General features: G+C 61.7%; 19 protein-coding genes. 6 read left to right on the forward strand and 13 right to left on the reverse strand.

What is annotated here, in order from left to right; translation table 11 throughout:
* Positions 1 to 30 precede the first annotated feature (30 nt).
* The 4 genes from P3T25_RS34260 to P3T25_RS34275 all read right to left on the reverse strand — a co-directional run bounded on the left by P3T25_RS34260 (position 31) and on the right by P3T25_RS34275 (position 3,844).
* Complete coding sequence (locus P3T25_RS34260) at positions 31 to 522, reverse strand: hydroxyquinol 1,2-dioxygenase (protein WP_154566122.1); 492 nt, start codon at positions 520 to 522, stop codon at positions 31 to 33.
* A 183-nt stretch (positions 523 to 705) separates the two neighbouring features.
* Positions 706 to 1,671 (reverse strand): LysR family transcriptional regulator, encoded by a 966-nt coding sequence (locus P3T25_RS34265; RefSeq protein WP_093645125.1) that lies wholly within the window; start codon positions 1,669 to 1,671, stop codon positions 706 to 708.
* 14 nt (positions 1,672 to 1,685) lie between these two features.
* Entirely contained in the window at positions 1,686 to 2,741 is a 1,056-nt protein-coding gene (locus P3T25_RS34270; RefSeq protein ID WP_429361438.1) for a 3-hydroxybutyryl-CoA dehydrogenase, read from the reverse strand.
* Positions 2,738 to 3,844, reverse strand: a complete 1,107-nt coding sequence (locus P3T25_RS34275; RefSeq protein ID WP_429361440.1) for an NAD/NADP octopine/nopaline dehydrogenase family protein — start codon at positions 3,842 to 3,844, stop codon at positions 2,738 to 2,740. The genes P3T25_RS34270 and P3T25_RS34275 overlap by 4 nt, the downstream gene beginning before the upstream one ends.
* 215 nt (positions 3,845 to 4,059) lie before the next feature.
* Here P3T25_RS34275 and P3T25_RS34280 point away from each other — a divergent pair, with 215 nt between their 5' ends.
* Both P3T25_RS34280 and P3T25_RS34285 read left to right on the forward strand, forming a co-directional pair.
* Positions 4,060 to 5,043 carry an AraC family transcriptional regulator gene (locus P3T25_RS34280; protein WP_266260624.1) on the forward strand — a complete coding sequence of 328 codons (984 nt, stop codon included), beginning with the start codon at positions 4,060 to 4,062 and terminating at the stop codon, positions 5,041 to 5,043.
* Positions 5,044 to 5,048: 5 nt separating this feature from the next.
* A complete protein-coding gene (locus tag P3T25_RS34285) occupies positions 5,049 to 6,122 on the forward strand; it encodes a LysR family transcriptional regulator (RefSeq protein WP_266260625.1) in 1,074 nt (357 codons plus the stop codon).
* Positions 6,123 to 6,174: 52 nt separating this feature from the next.
* On the opposite strand, the gene P3T25_RS34290 is transcribed toward P3T25_RS34285, so the two are convergent.
* On the reverse strand, positions 6,175 to 7,269 hold the full coding sequence (locus P3T25_RS34290) for a porin (RefSeq protein ID WP_429361443.1): 1,095 nt from the start codon (positions 7,267 to 7,269) through the stop codon (positions 6,175 to 6,177).
* A gap of 395 nt (positions 7,270 to 7,664) precedes the next feature.
* Between P3T25_RS34290 and P3T25_RS34295 the strand changes: the two genes are divergently transcribed.
* Complete coding sequence (locus tag P3T25_RS34295; RefSeq protein ID WP_429361445.1) at positions 7,665 to 9,080, forward strand: spinster family MFS transporter; 1,416 nt, start codon at positions 7,665 to 7,667, stop codon at positions 9,078 to 9,080.
* Positions 9,081 to 9,205: 125 nt separating this feature from the next.
* On the opposite strand, the gene P3T25_RS34300 is transcribed toward P3T25_RS34295, so the two are convergent.
* The 7 genes from P3T25_RS34300 to P3T25_RS34330 all read right to left on the reverse strand — a co-directional run bounded on the left by P3T25_RS34300 (position 9,206) and on the right by P3T25_RS34330 (position 17,626).
* Positions 9,206 to 9,679, reverse strand: coding sequence for a hypothetical protein (locus tag P3T25_RS34300; RefSeq protein WP_429361447.1), 474 nt, complete (start codon positions 9,677 to 9,679; stop codon positions 9,206 to 9,208).
* Positions 9,680 to 10,418: 739 nt separating this feature from the next.
* Positions 10,419 to 11,483, reverse strand: coding sequence for a porin (locus P3T25_RS34305; RefSeq protein WP_171928580.1), 1,065 nt, complete (start codon positions 11,481 to 11,483; stop codon positions 10,419 to 10,421).
* 94 nt (positions 11,484 to 11,577) lie between these two features.
* A complete protein-coding gene (locus P3T25_RS34310) occupies positions 11,578 to 12,570 on the reverse strand; it encodes an ABC transporter substrate-binding protein (RefSeq protein ID WP_429361449.1) in 993 nt (330 codons plus the stop codon).
* A gap of 27 nt (positions 12,571 to 12,597) precedes the next feature.
* A complete protein-coding gene (locus tag P3T25_RS34315; protein WP_154567606.1) occupies positions 12,598 to 13,773 on the reverse strand; it encodes a Gfo/Idh/MocA family protein in 1,176 nt (391 codons plus the stop codon).
* Positions 13,773 to 15,098 (reverse strand): Rieske 2Fe-2S domain-containing protein, encoded by a 1,326-nt coding sequence (locus P3T25_RS34320; RefSeq protein ID WP_429361452.1) that lies wholly within the window; start codon positions 15,096 to 15,098, stop codon positions 13,773 to 13,775. The genes P3T25_RS34315 and P3T25_RS34320 overlap by 1 nt, the downstream gene beginning before the upstream one ends.
* A 40-nt stretch (positions 15,099 to 15,138) precedes the next feature.
* Positions 15,139 to 16,113 (reverse strand): PDR/VanB family oxidoreductase, encoded by a 975-nt coding sequence (locus P3T25_RS34325; RefSeq protein WP_429361454.1) that lies wholly within the window; start codon positions 16,111 to 16,113, stop codon positions 15,139 to 15,141.
* 187 nt (positions 16,114 to 16,300) lie between these two features.
* Complete coding sequence (locus tag P3T25_RS34330) at positions 16,301 to 17,626, reverse strand: MFS transporter (RefSeq protein ID WP_154567609.1); 1,326 nt, start codon at positions 17,624 to 17,626, stop codon at positions 16,301 to 16,303.
* Positions 17,627 to 17,891: 265 nt separating this feature from the next.
* Here P3T25_RS34330 and P3T25_RS34335 point away from each other — a divergent pair, with 265 nt between their 5' ends.
* From P3T25_RS34335 to P3T25_RS34345, 3 genes are all read left to right on the forward strand, one after another.
* On the forward strand, positions 17,892 to 18,479 hold the full coding sequence (locus P3T25_RS34335) for a MarR family winged helix-turn-helix transcriptional regulator (RefSeq protein WP_154567603.1): 588 nt from the start codon (positions 17,892 to 17,894) through the stop codon (positions 18,477 to 18,479).
* A gap of 489 nt (positions 18,480 to 18,968) precedes the next feature.
* Positions 18,969 to 19,340 (forward strand): YciI family protein, encoded by a 372-nt coding sequence (locus P3T25_RS34340; protein ID WP_429361456.1) that lies wholly within the window; start codon positions 18,969 to 18,971, stop codon positions 19,338 to 19,340.
* 230 nt (positions 19,341 to 19,570) lie between these two features.
* Positions 19,571 to 19,903 (forward strand): SMI1/KNR4 family protein, encoded by a 333-nt coding sequence (locus P3T25_RS34345; RefSeq protein WP_216674465.1) that lies wholly within the window; start codon positions 19,571 to 19,573, stop codon positions 19,901 to 19,903.
* Between the two features lie 450 nt (positions 19,904 to 20,353).
* On the opposite strand, the gene P3T25_RS34350 is transcribed toward P3T25_RS34345, so the two are convergent.
* Positions 20,354 to 21,166 carry a class I SAM-dependent methyltransferase gene (locus P3T25_RS34350; RefSeq protein WP_429361458.1) on the reverse strand — a complete coding sequence of 271 codons (813 nt, stop codon included), beginning with the start codon at positions 21,164 to 21,166 and terminating at the stop codon, positions 20,354 to 20,356.
* Between the last annotated feature and the right edge of the window lie 423 nt (positions 21,167 to 21,589).

Below are 21,589 nucleotides of genomic sequence, written 5' to 3' on the forward strand. Positions count from 1 at the left end.
TCCAGGAGAAGATCGATCGTGTAGAGGGAATCAGTGGATGCAGATGTCGGCCCACTTCTCGACCGAATAGCGCCCGAGGATCGTCTGCACGAGCAGCACGCCCTTCGTCCTCGCTTCGAAGCGATACGCGGCGCCCGCAGGCAGCAGCGCCTGATGGCCGCGACGCAGCCGCACATAACCCATCGACTGGCCCGACGGTTGGCCTTCGAGCCGCACGCTGCCTTCGGTCTGCGCGTCGACCAGCGGTCCGTCCGACGGCTTGATGAAATAGATATCGATCTCGCCGTCGAGCACGACCGCGAATTCATCGTGCGACGCAGCAAACCACGGCGACGCGCCTTCCGCGCGCAGTGTCTCGATCACGTACTTGAGATTCTTGCCGACGACGACTTTCTCGTAGGGCGCGGCGCGGCTCGCGACCTCGAACACGTTCGACATCGCGTAGTGCTCCGGTTTGCCGTTGATGATTTCGATGGAGCCTTTGCGGAAATTGTCCAGGCTACCGAACCAGGTCTGTTGCATGTCTGCCTCCAGTTGATCTAAGAATCCGCGAATGCGTTGCATGGATCGAAGATTAAGTGGCGGCAGGCGCAACAGCAATGTTCTGAGGGTCGGGAAACGCGAACCATGGGTGCTTCAAAATCGCGCCAGGGAAACTACCTGGTGGAGAACCCGGGCGGTTCTCCGCTGGTTCGCCGGTGGTTCTCAGTCTTCGGCCAGCTCCTCGCCGACGCTCTTGGTCTCGTCGTCCGGCGGTGAAATGCCGAGCGCCTTGTCCCACTGCGGTTCGCGCAGATAGCGGGCGCGCAGGAAGTCGACGAAAGCCTTGACCTTGGTGGTCGAGCGGTGCGAGGCGGGATAGACCGCCGACAGCCACAACGGCGGCGCCGCGTACTCCGGCAGCACCCGTTCGAGGCGCCGTTCGAGCAGATCGGCCGCAGCGACCATCGTCGGCAGATAGACGACGCCCGCACCGGCCCGCGCGAACTCGAGCAGCAGGTGCACGCTATTGGTTTTGAGCACCGGATTCAGCGCGATTTCGAAGCACTCGTTGCCTCGCATCAGCGGCCACTTGTCGCCCCATGGGTAGTACGAATAGCGGGCGAAATCGTGCCGCAGCAGGTCGAGCGGCGTTTCGATCACCGGCTCTTCCTTCAGATAACCCGGCGCCGCACACAGCACGCCACGCACGGGAAACAATCGCCGCTCCACCAGCAGGTTGGAGGCCGGCGGATAGATCTGCAAAGCCAGGTCGAAGCCTTCCTGCACCGGATCGATCACCCGGTCGTTGACGGTCACGACGAACTCGACGCGTGGGTAAGCGGCGCGGAATTCGATCAGTGTTTGCGAAAAATGGCCAAGCGCGAAGCCCGGCAGAACGTGGATATTGAGCGTGCCGGCAAGCGCCTGCGGATCGCCGCGCGAGCGTCCGGACAGATCGTGGACCTTGTTGACCAGTTCGGCACATTCGCGGTAGTAAGTCTCGCCGAGTTCCGACAGGCGCACCGCGCGCGTCGAACGATGAAAGAGCGGCACGCCGAAATGGTCTTCAAGCTGCTTGACGCGCGAGGTCACCACCGATTTGGCGACACCCAGCTGGCGCGCGGCACCGGCGAAGCTTTGCGCTTCCGCCGCCCGCACGAACGCTTCCATCGACATGAACAGGTCCATCTTGTCTCCTCCGGTCACCGTGGCCCGTAGTCTGCCTTGCTATCGGCAAGTGTAGTCTGCTTCGGGAGACTGGACGCGGAAACGGCATTAAACACCGGTGCGAGCCCCATGCTGTCGAGTAACCTGCTGAATTCACCGAGCCGTTTGTGCAGGTACGCCGGCACATCGACATCCGCGTAATCGTAGAAGCCACGCGCATCGCGCAGGCCATCGCGGCCTTCACGCATGTTGTCGCTGACGATCGCGGCGGGCAGGAAGCGTGGATCGATCGCCCTCGCCAGATAGTGCGACGCATAGTAGAGAATGTCGCAGCCGCCCCAGTCGATAAATTCGAGCAGACCCAGCACGGAAAACCGCAGACCGAAGCCGGTACGGATAGCCGTATCGATGTCTTCCGCGCTGGCAACGCCCTCCTCGACCATGCGCGAGGCCTCGTTCATCGCCAGCGCCTGGATGCGCGGCACGATGTATCCCGCCGACGGCGCGCACACCACCGGCACTTTGCCGACCCGGCGCAACAAAGCGACAACGCATTCAACGGTCTCTTTCGCTGTGGCATCGCTACGACTGATCTCGACGAGCGGCATCAGATGAGCCGGGTTGAGCCAGTGCGCGTTGAGAAGCCGCCGGGGATGCACGACCACTTGCTGAAGCTCGGTCACAAGAAACGTCGACGTAGTCGATGCAAACAGCACCTCTGCTCCGGCGTGTTCACATAACCAGGCGAACGCGGTCTGCTTGGCCTCCATCACTTCGGGCACGGCCTCGAAGACGATCTCGCCTTCTGCTAGCCCTTCCCGCGCGCGCTCACGATCCACGATGATGATGCGCGCCATCGTCTCCGCTGCCTGTGCCTCGGTGATGCGACCGAACACCACCGGCGTCTGCAACTGCCGCACGATCTCGCCACGCGCGGCAGCCGCAAAAGCGCTACGGGCTGCCGGGTCGCGCGCCTTGAAGTCGATCAGCGTCACGCGCAAGCCGGCATAAGCGAAGGCAAGCGCGATACCTTGCCCCATCCGCCCCGCACCGAGGATATGAACGTGCTGGATCTCGATGGCCGCGCTCATTGGTCGAAACCCCGTTCGAGCAAGGCCGTCATCGCCGCGCGCGAAAGCGACGCGAGGCCCAGCCGCTCGAGCGTGCGGCCTTCGCCGAACAGGTCGCGCTCCGACACTGCGCTCGCCAGATTCAGCAGACCTTCGGCGACGGGCGTCGGCACTCCGGCCCAACGTGCCGCCGAAACCAGAAACGACAAACCGAGCCGCGTATCTTCGAGCATATAGCGGTGCGTCTTCAGATCGATGTCCTCGCGCCAGTCGCCGCTATCCGTCAGCTTGCCGTGCGCGCCGCGGCCGTACATCCACTCGTCGCCCTCGCTCGCGTAGTGGTCGGCGAGCGGCAAATGCGGCGCGCCGTAGCCGAGCGCCTCGCGTACCGCCATACGCTCGCCGTCGAGCACATTCGTTACGCGGCGGATCGACGGTTGCGTGCCTTCGTTGTGGATGTCCCAGGCATCGAAGTGCTCGAGCGGGCCGGCGTTCATCATGATCAACGGCGGGTGGATCACCGGTCCCGCGTTCATCAGGGCGCCGCTCAACGCATCCTCGATCGGCTCGACCGATGGATAGGCCGCCTGCAGCACCGGAACCGCCCACGTCGCAAACCGTGCGGGAAAGACGCCGCTCGGCAGGCGCGTGGCGTACGCGCTCACCACCACATTGTCTTCGCCATGTTTTCGCGCGAGGTACGGCAACGTGCCGGTCTCCGCGAATGCCACCTCGTTCGCGTTGCCCGCCTCGTGCATCGCCTTCGCGAACACATAGCTGCCGAACGTGCCGGGCGGCAGGAACACCACCTGATGGTCCGCGAGAAATGGTGCCAGTTGAGCCGCCAGCGCTTCGTGCGTCGTTGAAGGCAGCGGGATCACGATGAGCCGTGAGCCCTCCACCGCTTCCGCAAGATCGTCGACGAGACGGATCGCGCCCGGTTGCCCTCCGATCGGCACCCGCCGCTCGCCGCGAAAGTCCTTGACCTTGAGCGCGCCGAGTTCGCGCAGCCGCGCCGCGGCGACCGTATCGCGGCGCCACCACGTCACGTTGTGGCCTTTTTCCAGCATGTCGATCACGGCCGCATAGCAGCCATGGCCTCCGCCCAGTACGCTGACATTCATCACACTTCTCCTTGTTCGATGATCGTCAGACTACGGGGCCACCGGCACAAAGACGCTTCACAGCGCGCAAGCCGCATTCAAATCCGGCAACTCAATGCAAGCGCCGTCGCGCGCCTGATGAACAATCGCGCTATCCGGGTCGATCCGTTCTTGCGCGAAAAAAATGGCCATCGCATGATGAGCGCGCTGCCCGCTCCCCGCTTCGAGGCCCATGAATGGAAATCGCGATTTCACGCAGAAACCGTAACCGTCTGATCGCATCGCACGCCCGCGAGGATATCGAGCGGGAAGTGTCACAGGTGCTCTGTCCGCACCGGATGGAAGTCCCGCACCGCGGCCCGCTCAACGCCGAGCTATACGGCGTCGCGCTCCATCAGGCGATGCTCCTCGAACTCCACTACGGCAGCGAAACCCATATCGATGCCGGCGACATCGGCAATCACTACCTGTTTCGCACCACACTCAGCGGCCAATGCGCGCTGGAATCGGGTGGCGAACGCGTTTCGCTGCGGGCCGGGAGCCTGAGCGTGTCATCGCCCGCACGTATGAGCCGCATCGTCACGGACCGCGAATGCCGCAACCTGCTCTTGCGGATCGACCGGCAGGCGCTCGAGGTCAAGCTTGCCGAGATGTTGAACGACAGCGTCAAACAACCGCTCGTGTTCGATCTCGCTTTCGACAATGCACATACGGGCACCACGGTTTTTTTGTCGACCTTGCGCTACCTGTGCAATCTGTGCGACCAGTTCGACGAGCCCGCGCAGGAACGGATCTTCGGCCGCGATCTCACGCAGTGGCTGATGACCGTTCTGCTCAGCCAGTTGCCGCATTCGTACAGCGCGACGCTGGCGCGTGCCTCCTCGTCGCCACTGCCGGTCCACGTGCGCCGCGCGCGCGACTATATCGACGCCCACCTCGACGAGCCGCTGCGGATGGACGCCTTGGCGCGCGCCGCCGGTGTGTCGACGCGCACGCTGCAGAACGGTTTCAGCCAGTTCCTCAATAGGTCGCCCGGCGGCTATATCCGCGAACGGCGGCTCGAGGCCGTGCACCGCGCACTACAGACGCAGCCTGAACGCTCAGTGACCGATATTTTCGTCGAGCACGGCGTGCACAGCTTTGGGCATTTCGCCAAGGCATACGCGCGGCGCTTCGGTTGCCTGCCATCGGCCACCGCGAAGCGCATGGTGCGCAACTGACTCTCATGCAGACCGATCCCGCCAATTCTGCCGATCCCGCCGATTCCACCGCTTCCGATCCGCACGAACATGACCCGTTGGCCTTCACAGAGACCACCGGGGCCCCTCGCGTGCGGGACCTCGATCTGAACCTGCTGAAGGCATTTCACGCGGTGTACATCGAGAAAAATGTCGGCCGTGCGGCGTTGCGGCTGGGGATCACACAACCTTCCGTGAGTCACGCGCTTGCCCGCCTGCGGCTCGTGTTTCGCGACGCGCTGTTCGTGCGTACGCCCGGCGGTGTCGAAGCGACGCCGCGTGCGCAGCGCCTCGCGATTTCCATCGATCGCGTGCTGGACATCCTCCAGGACATGCTCGATGAGGGCGCGCAGTTCCGCGCCGCCACGTCGCGCCGCGTGTTCCGCCTGCATATGAGCGACTTCGCCGAAGCCGCGTTTCTGCCGACGCTAATGCGCGAACTCGATACGCGAGCGCCCGGCGTGGTGATCGAAACCCATCAGATCGACGACAGCCAGTTCAACGTCGCACTCGAATCGGGCCGCATCGACTTTGCGCTCGGGCATTTTCCGCATGCGTCGAGCCACTTTCACCATAGCGAACTGCTGCAGGAGCGTTATGTGCTGCTGATGGCGCGACGCGTGGCGGAGCAGTTCGAACTGCGGGAAGGCTATACGCTGAATGCGAACGTGCCCGCGGGACTGCACTTCATCGCGGTGACTTCACACCCGCAATCGGTCGAACTGCTCGAACGCTATGGGCTCACCTCGCGCGTGCGGATTGCGGTGCCGAACTTCATGGTGGTGCCGGCCATCCTGAGCCGCTGCGATTACGCGCTGATTCTGCCGCGCACCGTTGCGCGCGCGTTCTCCACGCTCGGTGAATCGGCCGTGTTCGAACTCGAAGATGCGCTCACGTGGCCCGTGAACGCTTACTGGCATCGCCGTTTCGATGCCGATCCCGGCCACCGATGGCTGCGCGGTGTGCTCATGGAGCTGTTCCGGATCGGCGCCCGTGAGCCTTTCGACAGTTGGCTCAGCGCGCCGCTCGATCTCAATCCGGAAGGCGTACGTAGCGCCTGAACGGGTCAAAAGGGACGCGCCGGTTCATCAGCGCGTCCGCTTGATCGGCCGCCTAGAAGGCCGTCATGATGCCGGCCACCACCGAGCTTGCGGTCGCACCAGCCTTCGCTACCGACACGCCGCCACCCGCCGCGCCGTTGACCGTGAAGTTCGCGTGTGCGCCGTTGCGGATCATCGCCGCGCCCGTATAGAGCACGGTGCGCTTCGAAAGCGGATAGTCGCAGCGCACGCCGAACGAATCAGCATTGCCTTCGCTGTCGGCCACTTTGCGGTAACGGCCGTAGCTCAGCAATACCAGCGAACGGCCAACCGGCACGGTGGCGTCGAGCTCGAACAGATCGTTGTGCGGATTCGAACTGGCGGCGTTCACGCTCGTCGCGACGTCCGGCCCGCCGCGATGACGTAGATAGATGAAAGCCGGTTTGACGAAGCCGAAATCGTACGAGATTGCCCCGAGCGCGTAATTGCCGGCGGCCGTCGGACTTTTCGCGTTCAGTGCCGCCGCGCTCGCCGGACTGAAGGTCTGCTGCATGTAGTCGGCGTCGACCGACAGACTGCCGTTCACATAGTTAACCGACGCGCCATAGGTATCGCCCAGCGTCGAAGGAACGTTCGACGCACCATTCGCTCCGCGCGCGGCGATAGCCCGCACCAGCACGCCGCCCATACGGGGCGAGGAATAGCGTATCGAGTTATTCACGCGCAAAAAGGCCGGCCCGACGAAGTTATTCGCCGCATTGCCCCATGCAAGACCGGCGCCGTCTCCCGGCAAGCTGTAGGTCACGAATGACGTATGCAGCACCGTGTAATTGACGCCGGCCTGCATCGCGCCAAACGGACCCGCCAGCCCGACCCACGCTTCGCGTCCGAACAGCGCGCCGTTGTTGCCGAGCGTGCCGTTGGCCGAGTTGAAGCCGTTTTCGAGCTTGAAGATCGCGCGATAGCCGCCGCCGAGATCTTCACTGCCCTTCAAGCCGAATTGCGTCGCGGAGATATCGCCGCTTCCCATCCGCACCACGTGGTTAGGACCGAAATTCGCGTATTCGATCGACGTGTCGATCCGTCCGTACAAAGTCACGCTCGATTGCGCAAGCGCGGGTGCCGCTGCGAGGCTCAGCAGCGACACGCACCACATCCGTTTGGTCATTCCTTTAGTCCCGGCGAAAGTCTGGTTCTATCTGCCGCGCGGATTTGCCGTCGCGACGCTCGTGTTTTCCGCCTTCCCCAAAGCCTTTCGTTTGATGGAGCGGAAAACGAGGCGAGTCTAGGAACACCAATTTCGAGCGTCGATGAATGCGCACATATAACACTTATAGACAGCACGAATGAGGTGCGCCGCGCACCGTACAACGGCCTCTTTCGCCCTACTGGACAAGCCTTTCCGGCCGCCTCCTGGGGAAAACTTTAGTGACCCAGGGGAATCTCGCCGTGTGTGCGCAGGCCTTGCGTATATGTTTCGGAAATTTGTTTACATACGCTGCATCGCAACCTCATTGCAACCTCATCGCAACTTCGTCGAATATCAGGCACAGGAGAATCGGCATGGCCGTATCAACGAGCAATAACCCTGCGCGCAGGCGCTATACGTACGAGTGGTACGTGGTACTGATCTGCATGCTTGCGTATGTGTTTTCCTTTGTCGACCGGCAGGTTCTCGCGTTGATGATCGAGCCGATCAAGAAGGATCTGCATCTGACCGACACGCAGTTCAGTCTGCTGCAAGGCTTCGCGTTTTCGCTCTTCTATGCGGTGATGGGCATGCCGCTCGCGTATCTCGCCGACCGCTTCGCCCGCCCTCGCATCATCGCGACAGGCATTGCGTTGTGGAGCCTCGCCACCGCGGCCTGCGGCGTTAGCCAGAACTTCATCCACATGTTCCTTTCCCGCATGAGTGTCGGCGTGGGCGAAGCCGCGCTATCGCCCGGAACGTATTCGATGTTGAGCGACTACTTTCCGAAGGAAAAATTGGGGCGCGCGGTGGGCGTGTACTCGCTGGGTTCATTCATCGGCGGCGGGATGGCATTCCTGATCGGCGGATACGTGATCCATCTGCTCAAGCAGATGACGACGATCAGCGTGCCGCTTCTCGGCGACGTGCGTTCGTGGCAACTCACGTTCTTTATCGTCGGATTGCCGGGCTTTCTCGTTGCTTTGCTGTTTATCCTCACCGTGCGCGATCCGGCGCGTCGAGGACTCGTGCGGGATGGCGCAGGCCAGGCAAAACGCGTGTCGATGGGCGACTCGCTGCGCTTCATCGGGACGCATGGCAAGACGTTCACCTGCCACTACCTCGGCTTCTCGTTCTATGCGATGACGCTGTTCTGCCTGATGAGCTGGACACCCGCGTTCTATATCCGCCACTTCGGACTCACGCCGGCTGAAGCCGGTTACACGCTCGGCACGATCCTGCTGGTCGCGAACACCATCGGCGTGTTCTGCGGCGGATGGCTCAACGACTGGCTCATGAAGAAAGGCCGCACGGACGGCCCGATGCTCGCGGGCTTCATCGGCGCAGTTGGGATGCTGGTGCCGGCCGTTGCTTTCACACAGGTCGACAGTCTGAACGTGTCGCTTGCGCTGCTGGTCGTTGCGATGTTCTTCGCGTCGTTCCCGATGCCTACTTCGACCGCCGCGATGCAGACGCTCGCGCCGAACCAGATGCGTGCGCAGATTTCAGCGGTGTTTCTGCTGGTCTCCAATCTCATCGCACTTGGCATCGGCACGACGCTCGTCGCGTTGTTGACTGACAAGGTGTTCGGTTCGCCGAAAGCGGTTGGCGACTCGATGTCGATCGTTAATCTTGTTGCCACGTTGCTGGCTGCAGGGTTGTTGTGGTTGGGGTGCAAGCAGTTCCGACTCAGCCTTGCGCGTGAGACGGGTTCAACGGCGGCCGGGGCACATCACGGCGCCGCAGACGCCGCGCATGCCGGCGGCGTTGCGCCGCTCGTGGGACAGTAAGCCTTTTCTTGCTTCGTTCTTAACCCGTATCTTTGCACTATCCGCTGAAGGAAGAACCGCCCGCTTTCGGGCGGTTGAGCATTGGACGGCAGTCAGCGAACCGAATTCGTCCGCCTTCTCGGTGCTTAATGTTGCACGGGAGCTGGCTGTTCGTCCGCGTCTTCTTCTTCGTTTGTCGCGGATTTGGCTGACGTTTGTTTGGCCGGGCTTGGCTTCGTGGTTACCGGCGTTTCCGTCGTCGCTATTTGTGATGCCTCTGCGAGAAGGCGCGCTGCACGGCTCGCGGTGATGCGGCTCTGCGGGATGCCCTTCGCGTCGAGCGCGATCACCTGGTATAGCTCACGGTCGCACTCGAGCTCCCGATGATATTGCTCTGCTGTGTCGACAAGCAATTCAAGCATGGTCTGCTGGCGTCGTCTTTCGTCGCTCGTGATGGCAGGATTCCTACACATTGAGGACGCAAGTGTGATCAATGTGTTGAGTTGGCTCAATTGCCGGTTGCAGAGGGCGAAGGTGGAAAGCGCAAGCTTTTCGTACTGGAGCGCGTCGACTGGCGGGCGTGAAGCGGGTTGGGATTGTTTTGTAGGTTTGTTGCTCATGGTGCGACCTCCCTGGTACTTCCTGGATCGCCCGACACTCGCTTGAGGAAGTGGGTGAGCGGGCACGTGGCGGGTTTGGAAGACCGGTGTTCTAACGAGCCGGCGAGCCTTGCGGCTCCCCCACCACAGCCCGCCCATAGAAATACAGACGTGCATAGGTAGACGCACGCCCGCCTGGGCGGGTGTGCGGTTAGAACAACAGGCTTCCACACCTGGCTGCCGGGTGTTTCCCGACGGCTTGATGATTATAAATCAAGGCAGCCGCGTAGCGTTCAACCAGGCAGGCTAAGTGTTTGCGTTTGACCGATTGGACAAGGCATCGTCGGCGGCGGTTGGCGTGTTGTCGCGGACTCGGAGGTCACAGAGGACGCGGGCGGCTGGTCGTCTCTGCGTCGACAGTCTGCGCGCAGGTGTATCCGGGGTTCGTCAGTGTCTGAACTTGGCGGTCGATGACAGTCCGATCGGCCTTAACGGACGTTCGACTTCCATCTGATTGCAACCGGTCGAATGACTGCTCTCCGAGAACGCGGAGGACTGAAGTCGACCCTAAGCGGACCGGCTCAGGTAGACCGGCCGAAGGCTGGTTCGGGAACGACAACGGCCACTGATCTTACGGCTGTCGACGCGGACGAATTAGTACTTCGCGGCATGGGGGTTGGGTCGTGCGACGGTGAGAGAAAAAGCGCGCTTCATAGCAACGTTGTCCGCATCGACGTAAGTTCTTCGGCGACCTGACCACTCAGAACGAATGCCGGATGCCGACGGCCACGCCGGTCTGGTCCGCACCGGGCGTGACATCGTTGTCGGCCCCGCGCACGCCCACCGTGGAAAACGACGGATTGCTGACATACGCGCCTTCGGCATATAGCTCGGTTCGCTTCGAGAGCGAGTAATCCACTAGCAGGATGCCCATTGTCGGTCCGCCGCGAGGATTCCGATATTGCGTGCGATACACGCCCGCTGAAATGAGCAGCGGCGCCACCGCGCGATAGTTCACGCCGCCCCAGTACAGCATCGAACTCGCCAGCGTCGAGGTGTTGCTGACGTTGAGCCAGCGCAATCCCGCCAATACCGTCACCGGGCGGAAATCGTAAGAGACGCCAAACATGGCACGGCTTTGCGTATTGCTCTGCGTCGCAATCGACGTACCCTGCAACTGGTCGTATGTTACGCCCGCGCTCAGCGGTCCATTATCGTAAAGAAGCGCAGCGCTCATCTCACGGCCAACCTTGGTCGCCCCGGGCACGTTGGCGCCGTTCGGGATCGTCGAATCGTAGCCGCTGCTATAGAGTGCCGCAAAGGTCACTCCCGCGACGTGCACACCGTAGCGAATGGAGTTGTCGGCGCGATTCACGAGTTGCGCATCCATCGACTGCGCCGAATAGCTCGGATTGAGCGTCAGCGGATCGTATTTGTACATCAACTCGTAAAGCAGATTCTGATGGCGTCCGAGCGTCACCGTGCCGTATGGCGTCGACACGCCGACGAACGCCTTGCGACCGAAGAGGCGTCCGCCTTGGCCGAGCGCGCCGTTGTTCAGGTTGAAACCGCCTTCGAGCGTGAACACGGCCATGTAGCCGCTGCCGAGGTCTTCGTTGCCCTTGAAGCCCCAGCGCGATCCCGCGAGATTGCCCGACTGCTCGCGAACGGCGGATGCTGAGCGTTGGCCCTGCACGACATGATTCGCATATTCGACGCCGACGTCGAGAATTCCGTATAGCGTAACGGAGCTTTGCGCGTGAACGTGCGCGGACGCGCACACGCACCCCGCCGCAATCAGCGAGGCGATCAGGTTTCTTTTCATTGTTCTTGCTTGTGATGTGAGGAGCACGCCCGATGCGCCGGTCTCCACGGCGCATCGAACGCGTTGTAAAGGGGCGCGCGAGACGTCGCCGATATCAGATTTTGAAGCTCTCCAGCGTGGCGGGATGAAACAGCTCTTCCGGCTGCAGCAACCGGTTCGACAAGCCTTCCTGGTGATGCCGCGTCAGGAAGCGCGACAGCACATCACGGTTCGGCTCGAAGCCGTACGACCAGAAATCGTGGCCCATCAACCGGCGCGCGTTGCGCAACTGCTCTTCGACGAAGGGCAGCGTCACTTTGGTCGCGGAGGTGTCGCTCAGCTTCGCGAGCGCGACAGCCTTGCTTTTCTCGAACGCCTTCGCGATCGCGCCCGGCAGCCACGGATGCTGCTCCGCCAGCGTCCGGCGCACGCCCAGCAGATGCATGATCGGGAACAGCTTCGTGCGGGTGTACCAGTCGGCGGCGGCCTTCTGCGGATCGTCGTAGAGATACTTCACGTTCGGATGACCGTTCGTGAAGCACGACGGCGCTCGCGGGCCGATGACCGCATCGATTTCGCCGGATGCCAGAAGGCCCGTGATCGTCGCGTTCGACGGCGCGTTCTCCAAACGCACATCGGCGGGCAGGTTAAGCCTGATCTTCTCCTCGCGGCCCGTTTCCTCGTAGCCACCGCGTACCCAGGTCACGTCCGACGCCTTTAGACCGTGATCCTCTTCGAGAAACAAACGCGCCCACACATTGGCCGTCAATTGATACTCGGGCACGCCGATGCGCTTGCCCTTCAGATCAGCGGCCGTATCGATGCCTCGATCGGTGCGCACATAGATCGACGTATGCCGGAACGCGCGCGACGGAAAGATCGGCACGCCGATATACGGACTCGTGCCGGCCACCGTCTTCACGCTATAGCTGGAGAGCGACAGTTCGCAGATGTCGTAATCGGCATGACGGAATGCCCGGAAGAAGATCTCCTCCGGGTCTTGCAGCATGAAGACCGGATCGACGCCGTCGATCTGCACCTCGCCGTCCACGAGAGGACGCATGCGGTCATAGTTGCCTACCGCTACCGACAGATTGAGCTTGCCCATATTCAAAGTTCCCTGATGATTGGTTTTCTAGCCGCCGATGAGCGCGTCGCGCTGTTCTGCGCTGGATCGCAGCATCGCGAGGCAGATTTCGAGCGTGCCGCGTGCCCAGACACCATCGTGCAGCGGCGCGATATCGCCATGCACGGCGGCGATAAGTTCGTCGATGACTTCGGCGCGGGGCACGGCAGGCGCGTCGAGTTCGACGCGCTCCCGACGTTCGTCACCGTAGACGAGGATGGCATCGGGCATCGGCCGCAGATCGCCGTGCTCGCATGACACGATGAGCGGTCCGAAGTGCTGATGACGCTTGCGCGCTTCGGGCGTTGTCTGGGAAAGCGGCGTGTAGGCGTTGCCGCCATAGGTGCCTGCAGCTTTCAGCCGCGCTTCTTCTTCCTTAGACTCCACGCGCGCCAACTTGCGGCGCGCGTTGCCGTATTCGTCGGCGCCGCGTGTCTGCCCCATCTCGCCGATCCAGCCGGTCCACTCGTCCGAATCGAAATGGGCGTAGCCGTTGTATGCGAGCGTCGCGAAGGCGCCGTTCTCGAACCAGATCGTTGCGGTGTAGGCGCCTTCGGTCGGACGCGCCCGATCCCAGTTGCCCACTGCCGCTCGGATGCGCGTCGCGCGGCTGCCTGCGAGCAGCCGCACGATATCGACCTGATGCGCGGCCTGGCTGAAGACGGCTCCGCCGCCATCTTCAGTCTTCAGTTCCTCCGGCCTGCGCGGACGAAACAGATAGTCGGTGTAGTTGAGCGCCTGGATCATCTTCACGTCGCCGTACGCGCCCGATGCGACCAGTTCACGTGTGCGCAGATATGGCGTATCGAAGCTATGGCAATGACCGACGATCAGATGCACACTCGCGTCGCGGCATGCGGCGATCATGTCGTCGCATTCGTCGAGCGACAACGCCATCGGCTTCTCAACAAGCACGTGCTTGCCGTGCGATGCCGCGATCCGCGTGTGCGCCGCGTGAAACTGATGCGGACTCGCAATGTAAATCGCATCGATGTCCGGCAGGCGCGCGAGCGCTTCAATATTGTCGAAGGTGGGTGCGTCGAAATCGGCTTCGAACTGCTTGCGGGCCTGCGCGCGAGGATCGCATGCGCCGACGAGTTGCACGCGTGTGTCAGCGAGAAACGTCGGCACCATCAGCGAGAATGCGCGGCCGAGACCCGCAATGCCGAGTCGGATCTTCTCCATCAGACCTGAACCTGATAGTTCGGCTCGAGTTCCGCCGCTGCTCCTTCAGCGCGCTCGACGCACACGGGGTGCGCGGCATACTGCTTCCAGTCCGTGTCCTTCGGCACCATCGCCTGGAACGAGCACACGCTGCGCGGGATCGCGTTCTCTCCGGCTCCGATCGCCGTTTCGCCCGACTGGAATTCCTTCAGCGCATCGAGCATGCGGCGGCGGAATTCGACCACAGCGACGTCGCTCGCGCCCAGCCGCTCTTCGGTACGATCCGCGATCGGGCCCATCGTCAGCCACATCGCGATGTCCTGGTTCGGAAAGCCCTTGATGCCGGTGAAGTTGCCCGCTTTCATTGCCTCACGGTCCTGCCAGAAGCGGTTGTCGTGATTGCGCAACGGCCGGTAGAACTCGTCGAGGTCAATGCCGACCTGCTGCCCGAGGAACTTGCGCCACGTCTCGGTTTCGGGTGTCTTGTCAGGATGACCCCACGCCATGAAATAGAACGCGGTGCTGGTGTCGTCGCACGGCACGTTGATGTTGGCCACGTTGTACAGGTTGTTCGGCGGAATGAGCGCGGTAGCCGGCGCGACGAACACGGTCGAGCGCACGTAATCGTGCGTGGCCGCGTTCTGGATTGGGCGGCGCAGCGCGGCATAGCGGAAGCCGTAACTCGTGCGATGCACCTGCAGACGCGGCGCCTTGTCCGTCGACGGACGCAGCCAGTTCTTCGACGTTGCTTCTGCACCGCCCACACGCGCCGGCACAAAGTCCGACGAATGCAGGCTCGAGCTATGCGCGGAATCGATCGCACCTTCGAGAATCTGCGCCCAATTGCACGGCAAAATCGCCTTAGCGATGCTGACGCGCGTGTCCTCGGTCGGCGCCCAGGCGGGCGGCACGAATTCAGGTATTGCGTCCTGCGGGCCCATGTACGCCCAGACGAAGCCGCCCCATTCGTTCGTCTCGTAGGCCTTGTGTTTCACCTTCCTGGTCATGTCGCTGCACGAAGGCTCGGATACCATTTCGATCACGTTGCCCTTTACGTCCATCTTCCAGCCGTGATAGAGGCAGCGCAGGCCGCAATCCTCGTTGCGCCCATACACGAGCGACACCCGCCGATGCGGACAGTATTCGTCCATCACGCCGACGTTGCCGTCAGTGTCGCGGAACACCACGAGGTCCTCGCCGAACACGCGCGCTTTCACGGGCGCGCCGTCCGGCTCGCTGATTTCTTCGCTGAGACACACGGGCGTCCAATGACGGCGCATCAACTGGCCCATCGGGGCATCGCCTTCGACACGACACAGCAATTCGTTTTCTTCATGCGTGAGCATTTACGCTTCTCCTGGCCAACGTATTCAATGGGGATGATTTTCAGAGGTCCAGCACCAGTTCTTCGCTCTTTGCGCGCGACACGCAGATCATGATCTGGCCGCGCTTCTCGTCTTCGTCAAGCACCATGTCGCGATGATCCGCTTCGCCCGCACACAGCGTCGTGCGACACGATCCGCATGTGCCGCTTTCGCATGAACTCGGCGCGCGGATGCCGTTGTCGCGCAGGATTTCGAGGATCGAGCGGTCCTTCGGAATGTCGAAGCAGCGGCCCGATCGCTCGAGCCTCACGCTGAACGGCGTGTTCTCGGCCGCGCGCGACTGATCCACGCCGAAGCTCTCGAAATGCACGCTGCCTGTCGGCCAGTGACCAGTCATGTCGCGCACGCCGTCCATCAGCGCGCGCGGGCCGCAGCAGTAGACGTGCGCACCGCTGCCGGGCTTTTCGAAAACAGGCCAGAAGTCGAACGCATTGGCGAGATCACCATGATCGTGATGCACGACGACGTGCGGCTTCCATTCCGCGCTGCTTAGTTCCTCGAGGAACGCCGTCGTCTCCGGGCTGCGCGAGACGTAATAGAGCTGGAAGCGCGGGCCGCCGGTGGCCTTGAGGTGACGCATCATCGAGAGAATCGGGGTGATGCCAATGCCGCCCGCGACGAACACAAAGCTGCGCGCGCGTTCGCTCAGTTCGAATTCGTTGCGCGGCTCGGAAACTTCGATGCGGCCGCCTTCCGCGACGTCATCCGTCATGCTGACCGAGCCGCCGCGGCCCGCTGCGTCGCGCTTCACGGCGATCACGTAGCGGTCCGTTTCGTCAGGATCGTTGCACAGCGAATAGTTGCGGTTCGCGCCGCTTGGCACGCGCACCGTCAAGTGCGCGCCCGCCGTGAAGGACGGCAATCCGCGCCCTTCTTCATCGCGGAGCTCGAAACGGAAGATGCCTTCCGCCACCGGGTCCTTCTTCGTCACCACGAGCATCCTGAATGACAGTTCGTTGCTGGCCGAATCGCTCATTGCACCTACTCTCCCGCATTTGTCTTCATTCGATGACACCATCCCTCCGCCGTCGATCACCATGACGTTTATATTAGATATCTAATCATGTAGAAGCAAGCGGGTTTTCCCTGAAATCGTTCGGATGACGCAAATGAAAACGGCGCCTTCACATCGAAGACGCCGCCCTTGCTGCGAGAACTGAACGCTAAGATTGCTTTTCCGCGTGCTCGCGCAGCGTATTGGCCGGCACGCCAATCAGCACCGCGAGTCCGCCAAGCATCACGAGTACGGCGATTGCGGATAGGCCGATCGCAAGGCTGCCCGTCATCGTCTTGATCCAGCCGAGCGCGATCGGTCCACAGAACGCGCCCACTTGCCCCAGGCTGCTGATCGCGCCGATGCCTGCGGCGGCGGCATCATCGGATAGATATGCGGGAGGGATCGACCAGATAATGGCCGCCGCGCCGAAGTAGGAAATGGAGATCATCCCCAGACAGACGATGGCCGCCGTGGTGTTGCCCGACAGTACGGGCAGCAGAAAGCCGCCCAACGCGCCGACCGCCGTGCACCCGAAGAAATGCCAGCGCCGCTCGAGCGTGACGTCCGAACTGCGCGCGACCGCGAACATGCCGAGCGCGCCGATGATGTACGGCAACGCCGACAGCAGGCCCACGTTGAGCACGTCCGAAACGCCTGCCTGACGAATGATGGTCGGCGTCCAGTAGTTGAGGATCGTGCCGCACAGGGGCACCGTGCCCCAGCCTGCCGCGAGGATATACACGCGCGGGTCCCTCAGCGCGACCAGCAACTGATGATGCGTGTGCTTTGCGGGCTTCTTCTCGGCGCGGTCTGCGGCGAGCGCATCAAGGATGATCTTCTTCTGCTCGTCGTCGAGCCAGCGCGCGTCCTGCGGACGGTCGACGAGATAGAAGAACGCCACGACGCCCATCAGCAGCGCTGGCAAGCCCTCGAGAAAGAACAGCCACTGCCAGTTTTTGTAGCCGAGCACATCGACGAAGTTATGCAGGATCCAGCCCGACAGCGGGCCGCCGATGATGCCCGCCGCCGCGATCGCCAGCAGAAAGCGCGACGTGATGCGCGCGCGCCGCGCGCCCGGATACCAGTACGTCAGGTACAGAATGATGCCGGGCCAGAAACCGGCCTCGGCCGCGCCGAGCAGGATTCGCGCGATATAAAACTGCGTTGGCGTGGTCATGAAGGCCATCGCGGTGGAAATGCCGCCCCACAGGATCATGATGCGCGAGACGGTGAGGCGCGCGCCGATCTTCTTGAGCCAGAGCGTGCTCGGCACTTCCAGCGAGATATAGCCGATGAAGAACAGGCTCACGCCAAGGCCGTACGCGGCATCGGACAAGCCGAGATCCTGCTTCAGATGCAATTGCGCAAAGCTCACGTTCACTCGATCCAGATAGTTCAGCACCCAGCAGACGAAGATGAACGACATCAGCCGCCAAGTGACCTTGTGATACGTGGCCTCGACGCGGGCTGCCGTCGCGTCCGATTCCGACATGAATTGCGTGACTGTGGATTTGGCCACCAAACGTCTCCAATTTCCGTGCATGAGGGCGACACACCGGCGCGCGAAGTGTGACCGCACGTCCCGCATATCAAGGATATTTTGTTCGATATCTAATCATAATGGTAAGGAGACGGTCACGCGTGAGCAAGTTCGGGTTTGCACCGAGATCCTTGCGGAGGATCCTGGCTGCGCAAAGCGTACGGCCCGCAGCTATCATGTCGGGCAAGACACCTGCACTCTGGAACGAGACATCGCCATGACACGAAAGAAGACTGTGGAAGGCACGCCGCGTGAAACCGCGGAGATGCTGCGCCACTGGCACGAATCGGTGCCGAACGACCGCCTCGCGCACCTTGTGAAAGACGCCTCACGATCGATGGTGCGCGCGTTGCAAATGCGGCTTGCGGAGCATTCGGTGTCATTCGGGCACTGGACCTTCCTGCGCATCCTCTGGGAAACGGACGGGCTCACGCAGCGCGAACTGAGCGAGCAGGCGGGCGTGATGGCGCCCACCACGTTCGCCGCCGTGACGGCGATGGAAAAACTTGGACTGGTCGAGCGCCAGCAGCGTCCGGAGAACAAGAAGAACACGCACGTGTATCTCACCGCCGAGGGCCGCGCGCTGAAGGACAAGCTCGTACCACTTGCGGAGGAGGTAAACGAGATAAGCGTGACCGGCCTGAGCGAACGCGATATCAAGACCGCGCGCAAAGTGCTGCTGACGATTATTGAGAATCTGGCAGACGACGAGTCGGGCTCGACGAACCCCATGCGACGCGTACTTTCCACTCGCGAACTTGGCAAGCTGATTGCCGAGCGCGGTGAAACGTGGGAGGACGCTTAAGAGCTAAGAGCAAGCGCGGCTTGATACTGAAAAGAACATCACTGGTATCGCGGATGCTTGGACTGCGACAACGATTGCAGCTTCGGATCGTTCATGACAGTGCTGATGCCGCATCGATAGTAAGAACACTCCGGTCCATCGCGCATTCGCCGGCGAGGAAAGGCGGAAGCGCTTGCCACCGTCGAAAGCCGGAAGCGCCGAGCCAGTTGTCTGCGGACAGCTCGCAAGTACGACCTCTTCCACATCTCGAAGGGCCGCAATTGCAACAACGACGGACAGACGGACACCAAGTTATAGCTGCGGCTCAAGGACCGTTCATGGCCGACCTCTGCCTCACGCGATCCGCATGTGCAGCACGAGCCCGGCGGTCGGCACCGCGCGACCCCAAAAGCGGACAGTCTGGCGAGACCCGCTACAAACTTTTCAGAAGATTGTCGATTTTCGATCATCAGCTTCGTCGTCAGGTTATTCACACCCAAAGGATCTCCCATGAAATACCTCGGCTTGGCCTACTTCACCCCCGATAAATTCGCCGCGATGGCGCCAGACGACGTCAAGAAATTGGTGAGCCAATGCCCCGCATTGGACGACAAGATGCGGGCTACCGACAAGGTACTGATTTCCGCATCGCTTGGCGATCTGGACAACTGGAGGACGCTCCGCCCGCGCAGTGGCAAGACGCACGTCACCGATGGGCCCTATACCGAGTCGAAGGAAGTCGTGGGCGGCCTGTTCATCATCGAGGCGGATACCCATGACGAGGCGTTGCGCATCGCCTCCATGCACCCGGCGGCCACGCTGGGCGAAGAAGGTGGATGGGTCGTCGAGCTTATCCCCGTGGATTCCTACTGGTCCCGATGAGGGCTTGGACGCGTGTCTCAATTATGCGTTGGGGCTCTGTTCTCCTCAAACACCTTCACGGCTTCGTGAGTCATCGCGACGATGCTACTTCTGGGCCGAGCGGCGACGCCTGTGATCGACCCACAACGGTCCCCGCGCTTCTAGTAAGCGCGGTCATTCAAAGCGCACAAGACAAACGCTAGATCGCTGTCCTGATACGATCGGGAGCATCGACTTCTCAGAGGCCAAAGATGGACTGGAACAAGATATATGGCAAAGTGTTTCGCGACGATGCTGGCGAAGAATACGGGGTTATTCGGATGCTTCCACAAGGCGATCGAAACGAGCTCTTCAGCTCGTCTGTCAAGCCGTTTGCCGTCGATGACTGCGGGAACTACTTCCTCCGCACCGACGATGGCGTCTCTTTTTGGGACCACGAAACAGGCAGCGTCACAAGGCTCGCAACATCCGAAAACGCGTTTGTCGAGCGACTTACCGAGCCTCGGCCAGTCACGATAGAGGAAGGGCAAGTGCGACGTGCGTGGATCGACCCTGACTTCTTGAAACACCTGAACAAGAAGTGAGGCTGGCAGGCCGCTTGTGGCCGAACTGAGCCCGACGACGACCGGCTCTGATCGACCCACTCCGGTCAGCCGCCAGGAAGCCGTCACCTCCGCTCAGGCGTCGAGACGAGACGGTGGTCATTGCCACTCTTCCTGGCTTTCTTCGAACGAGCTGGAAGAGCGCGCCAGCCTGCTTATCATGCAATGTAGACATTTTTGGCGCGTTGCTTTCAGGCACGCGGATGAAAGAAGCGTTGGCCGCACGCGGCACTGGAACTGTCGCCAAGAGAGATCGTTTGGAAAGCAATCAGCAGCGAGCTCAGGTCGACCACCAACGTGCCACCAGAACGCTGGTCTGTACAACGTCGATCCACGCGTTTTTCCTTTCGTTGCACCAAAGGCCGACACCGCTGCGCGCCGTTACCGGGCAGGAGCGAGGCTACGGGGGCCCAACGTACTGCCGCCGACCATTCAGGGCTTTCTTGCAGACGCGAGCACACACGGCATCGGGACTCGCACCTCGCCGTTATCCGTATACGTTGCCGCATCGTCGGACACAGCTTTCTGGATCGAAGCCAGCGCCTCCGGTGACTGCGCCTTCAAGATCGCCGCGACGCGCACACCGCCGCGCATCAGAACGTCGAAAGGCGTTTCGGGCGCGCGGATACGCAAAGTTTGACTGACTTCCTTGATGCGGGGCTCAACGAAGCCCGCATCAAGCAGCGCACGCTCCGATTCGTGTGAGTCGCTGAAGCGGAAGAACGGAGGCCCGGGAGGTAGTTGGACATCCATGCGGCCGTACTTCTCAATGGCCTTGAGCACCATCCCAAATCCAACGGCCTGGTCCGGAGGCGCCCAAACGGTAAACGCGATTCTGCCGCCCGGGCGCAGCACCCGAAACGCTTCGGCGAGCGCCGCCTCGGGACGAGAGAAATGCAGCATTCCGAAGCTGATACCGACCGCGTCAAAACTCATATCCGGAAAAGGCAGATCTTCGGCACTGCCGGACCGGAATGCGAGGTCGGGAAAAATGCGTCGCGCTTGCTGAACCATCGCGTCCGCGAAATCGACGCTGACGACATCGGCGCCACGACGCGCCGCAGCAGCCGCAAGATAGCCGGGCCCCGACGCGACATCAAGAAGCTGGACGCTGGCACGTACCTCAAGCGCGTCGAGCAGCGCATCATTGGACTGCATCGTCAATTCGCCAAAATACGAGTGATACGGTTGTGCGACCGTTTCCCAGCCCTGACGCTCAAAGACACTGAATTCGTCTTGTTCCATGCCACCCATCCACAGGGTTTACCCTGCCTCAACACGACGTCGGATCGACGCGATTCGCGCCGGTGCATGGTGGTCAGGTTAGTGCCACTAGGCCACTTGTACAAGACTGGACGGGAGTTCCAGAATTCGTTCTCTCGCGCCACCGCCAGCGACTAATGCCGTGAACCGCGTCGCATATGAGATTGCGGCGAGATCGACGATCCCGTCCGCGATGTGCGTCCCCTGTCCCCCTATGAAGGGACGATCGCGGGCATTGGCCGAATGGCTCCATCTGGCCGCACCCCGTCGGTCGGTCAAAACTGTTGCAATAGCGCTCGCCAGCATCGGGCCATACCGGACCGGCGAGCTGCGTGTACGATAGGACCAGTTGACTTATGAGTCTCAGGAGACACCATGAAAGCGGTGTGCCCGCTGCACGGGCCA

Source organism: Paraburkholderia sp. GAS32, from assembly GCF_050434225.1.
In the GTDB taxonomy this organism is placed as follows: Bacteria; Pseudomonadota; Gammaproteobacteria; order Burkholderiales; family Burkholderiaceae; genus Paraburkholderia; species Paraburkholderia madseniana.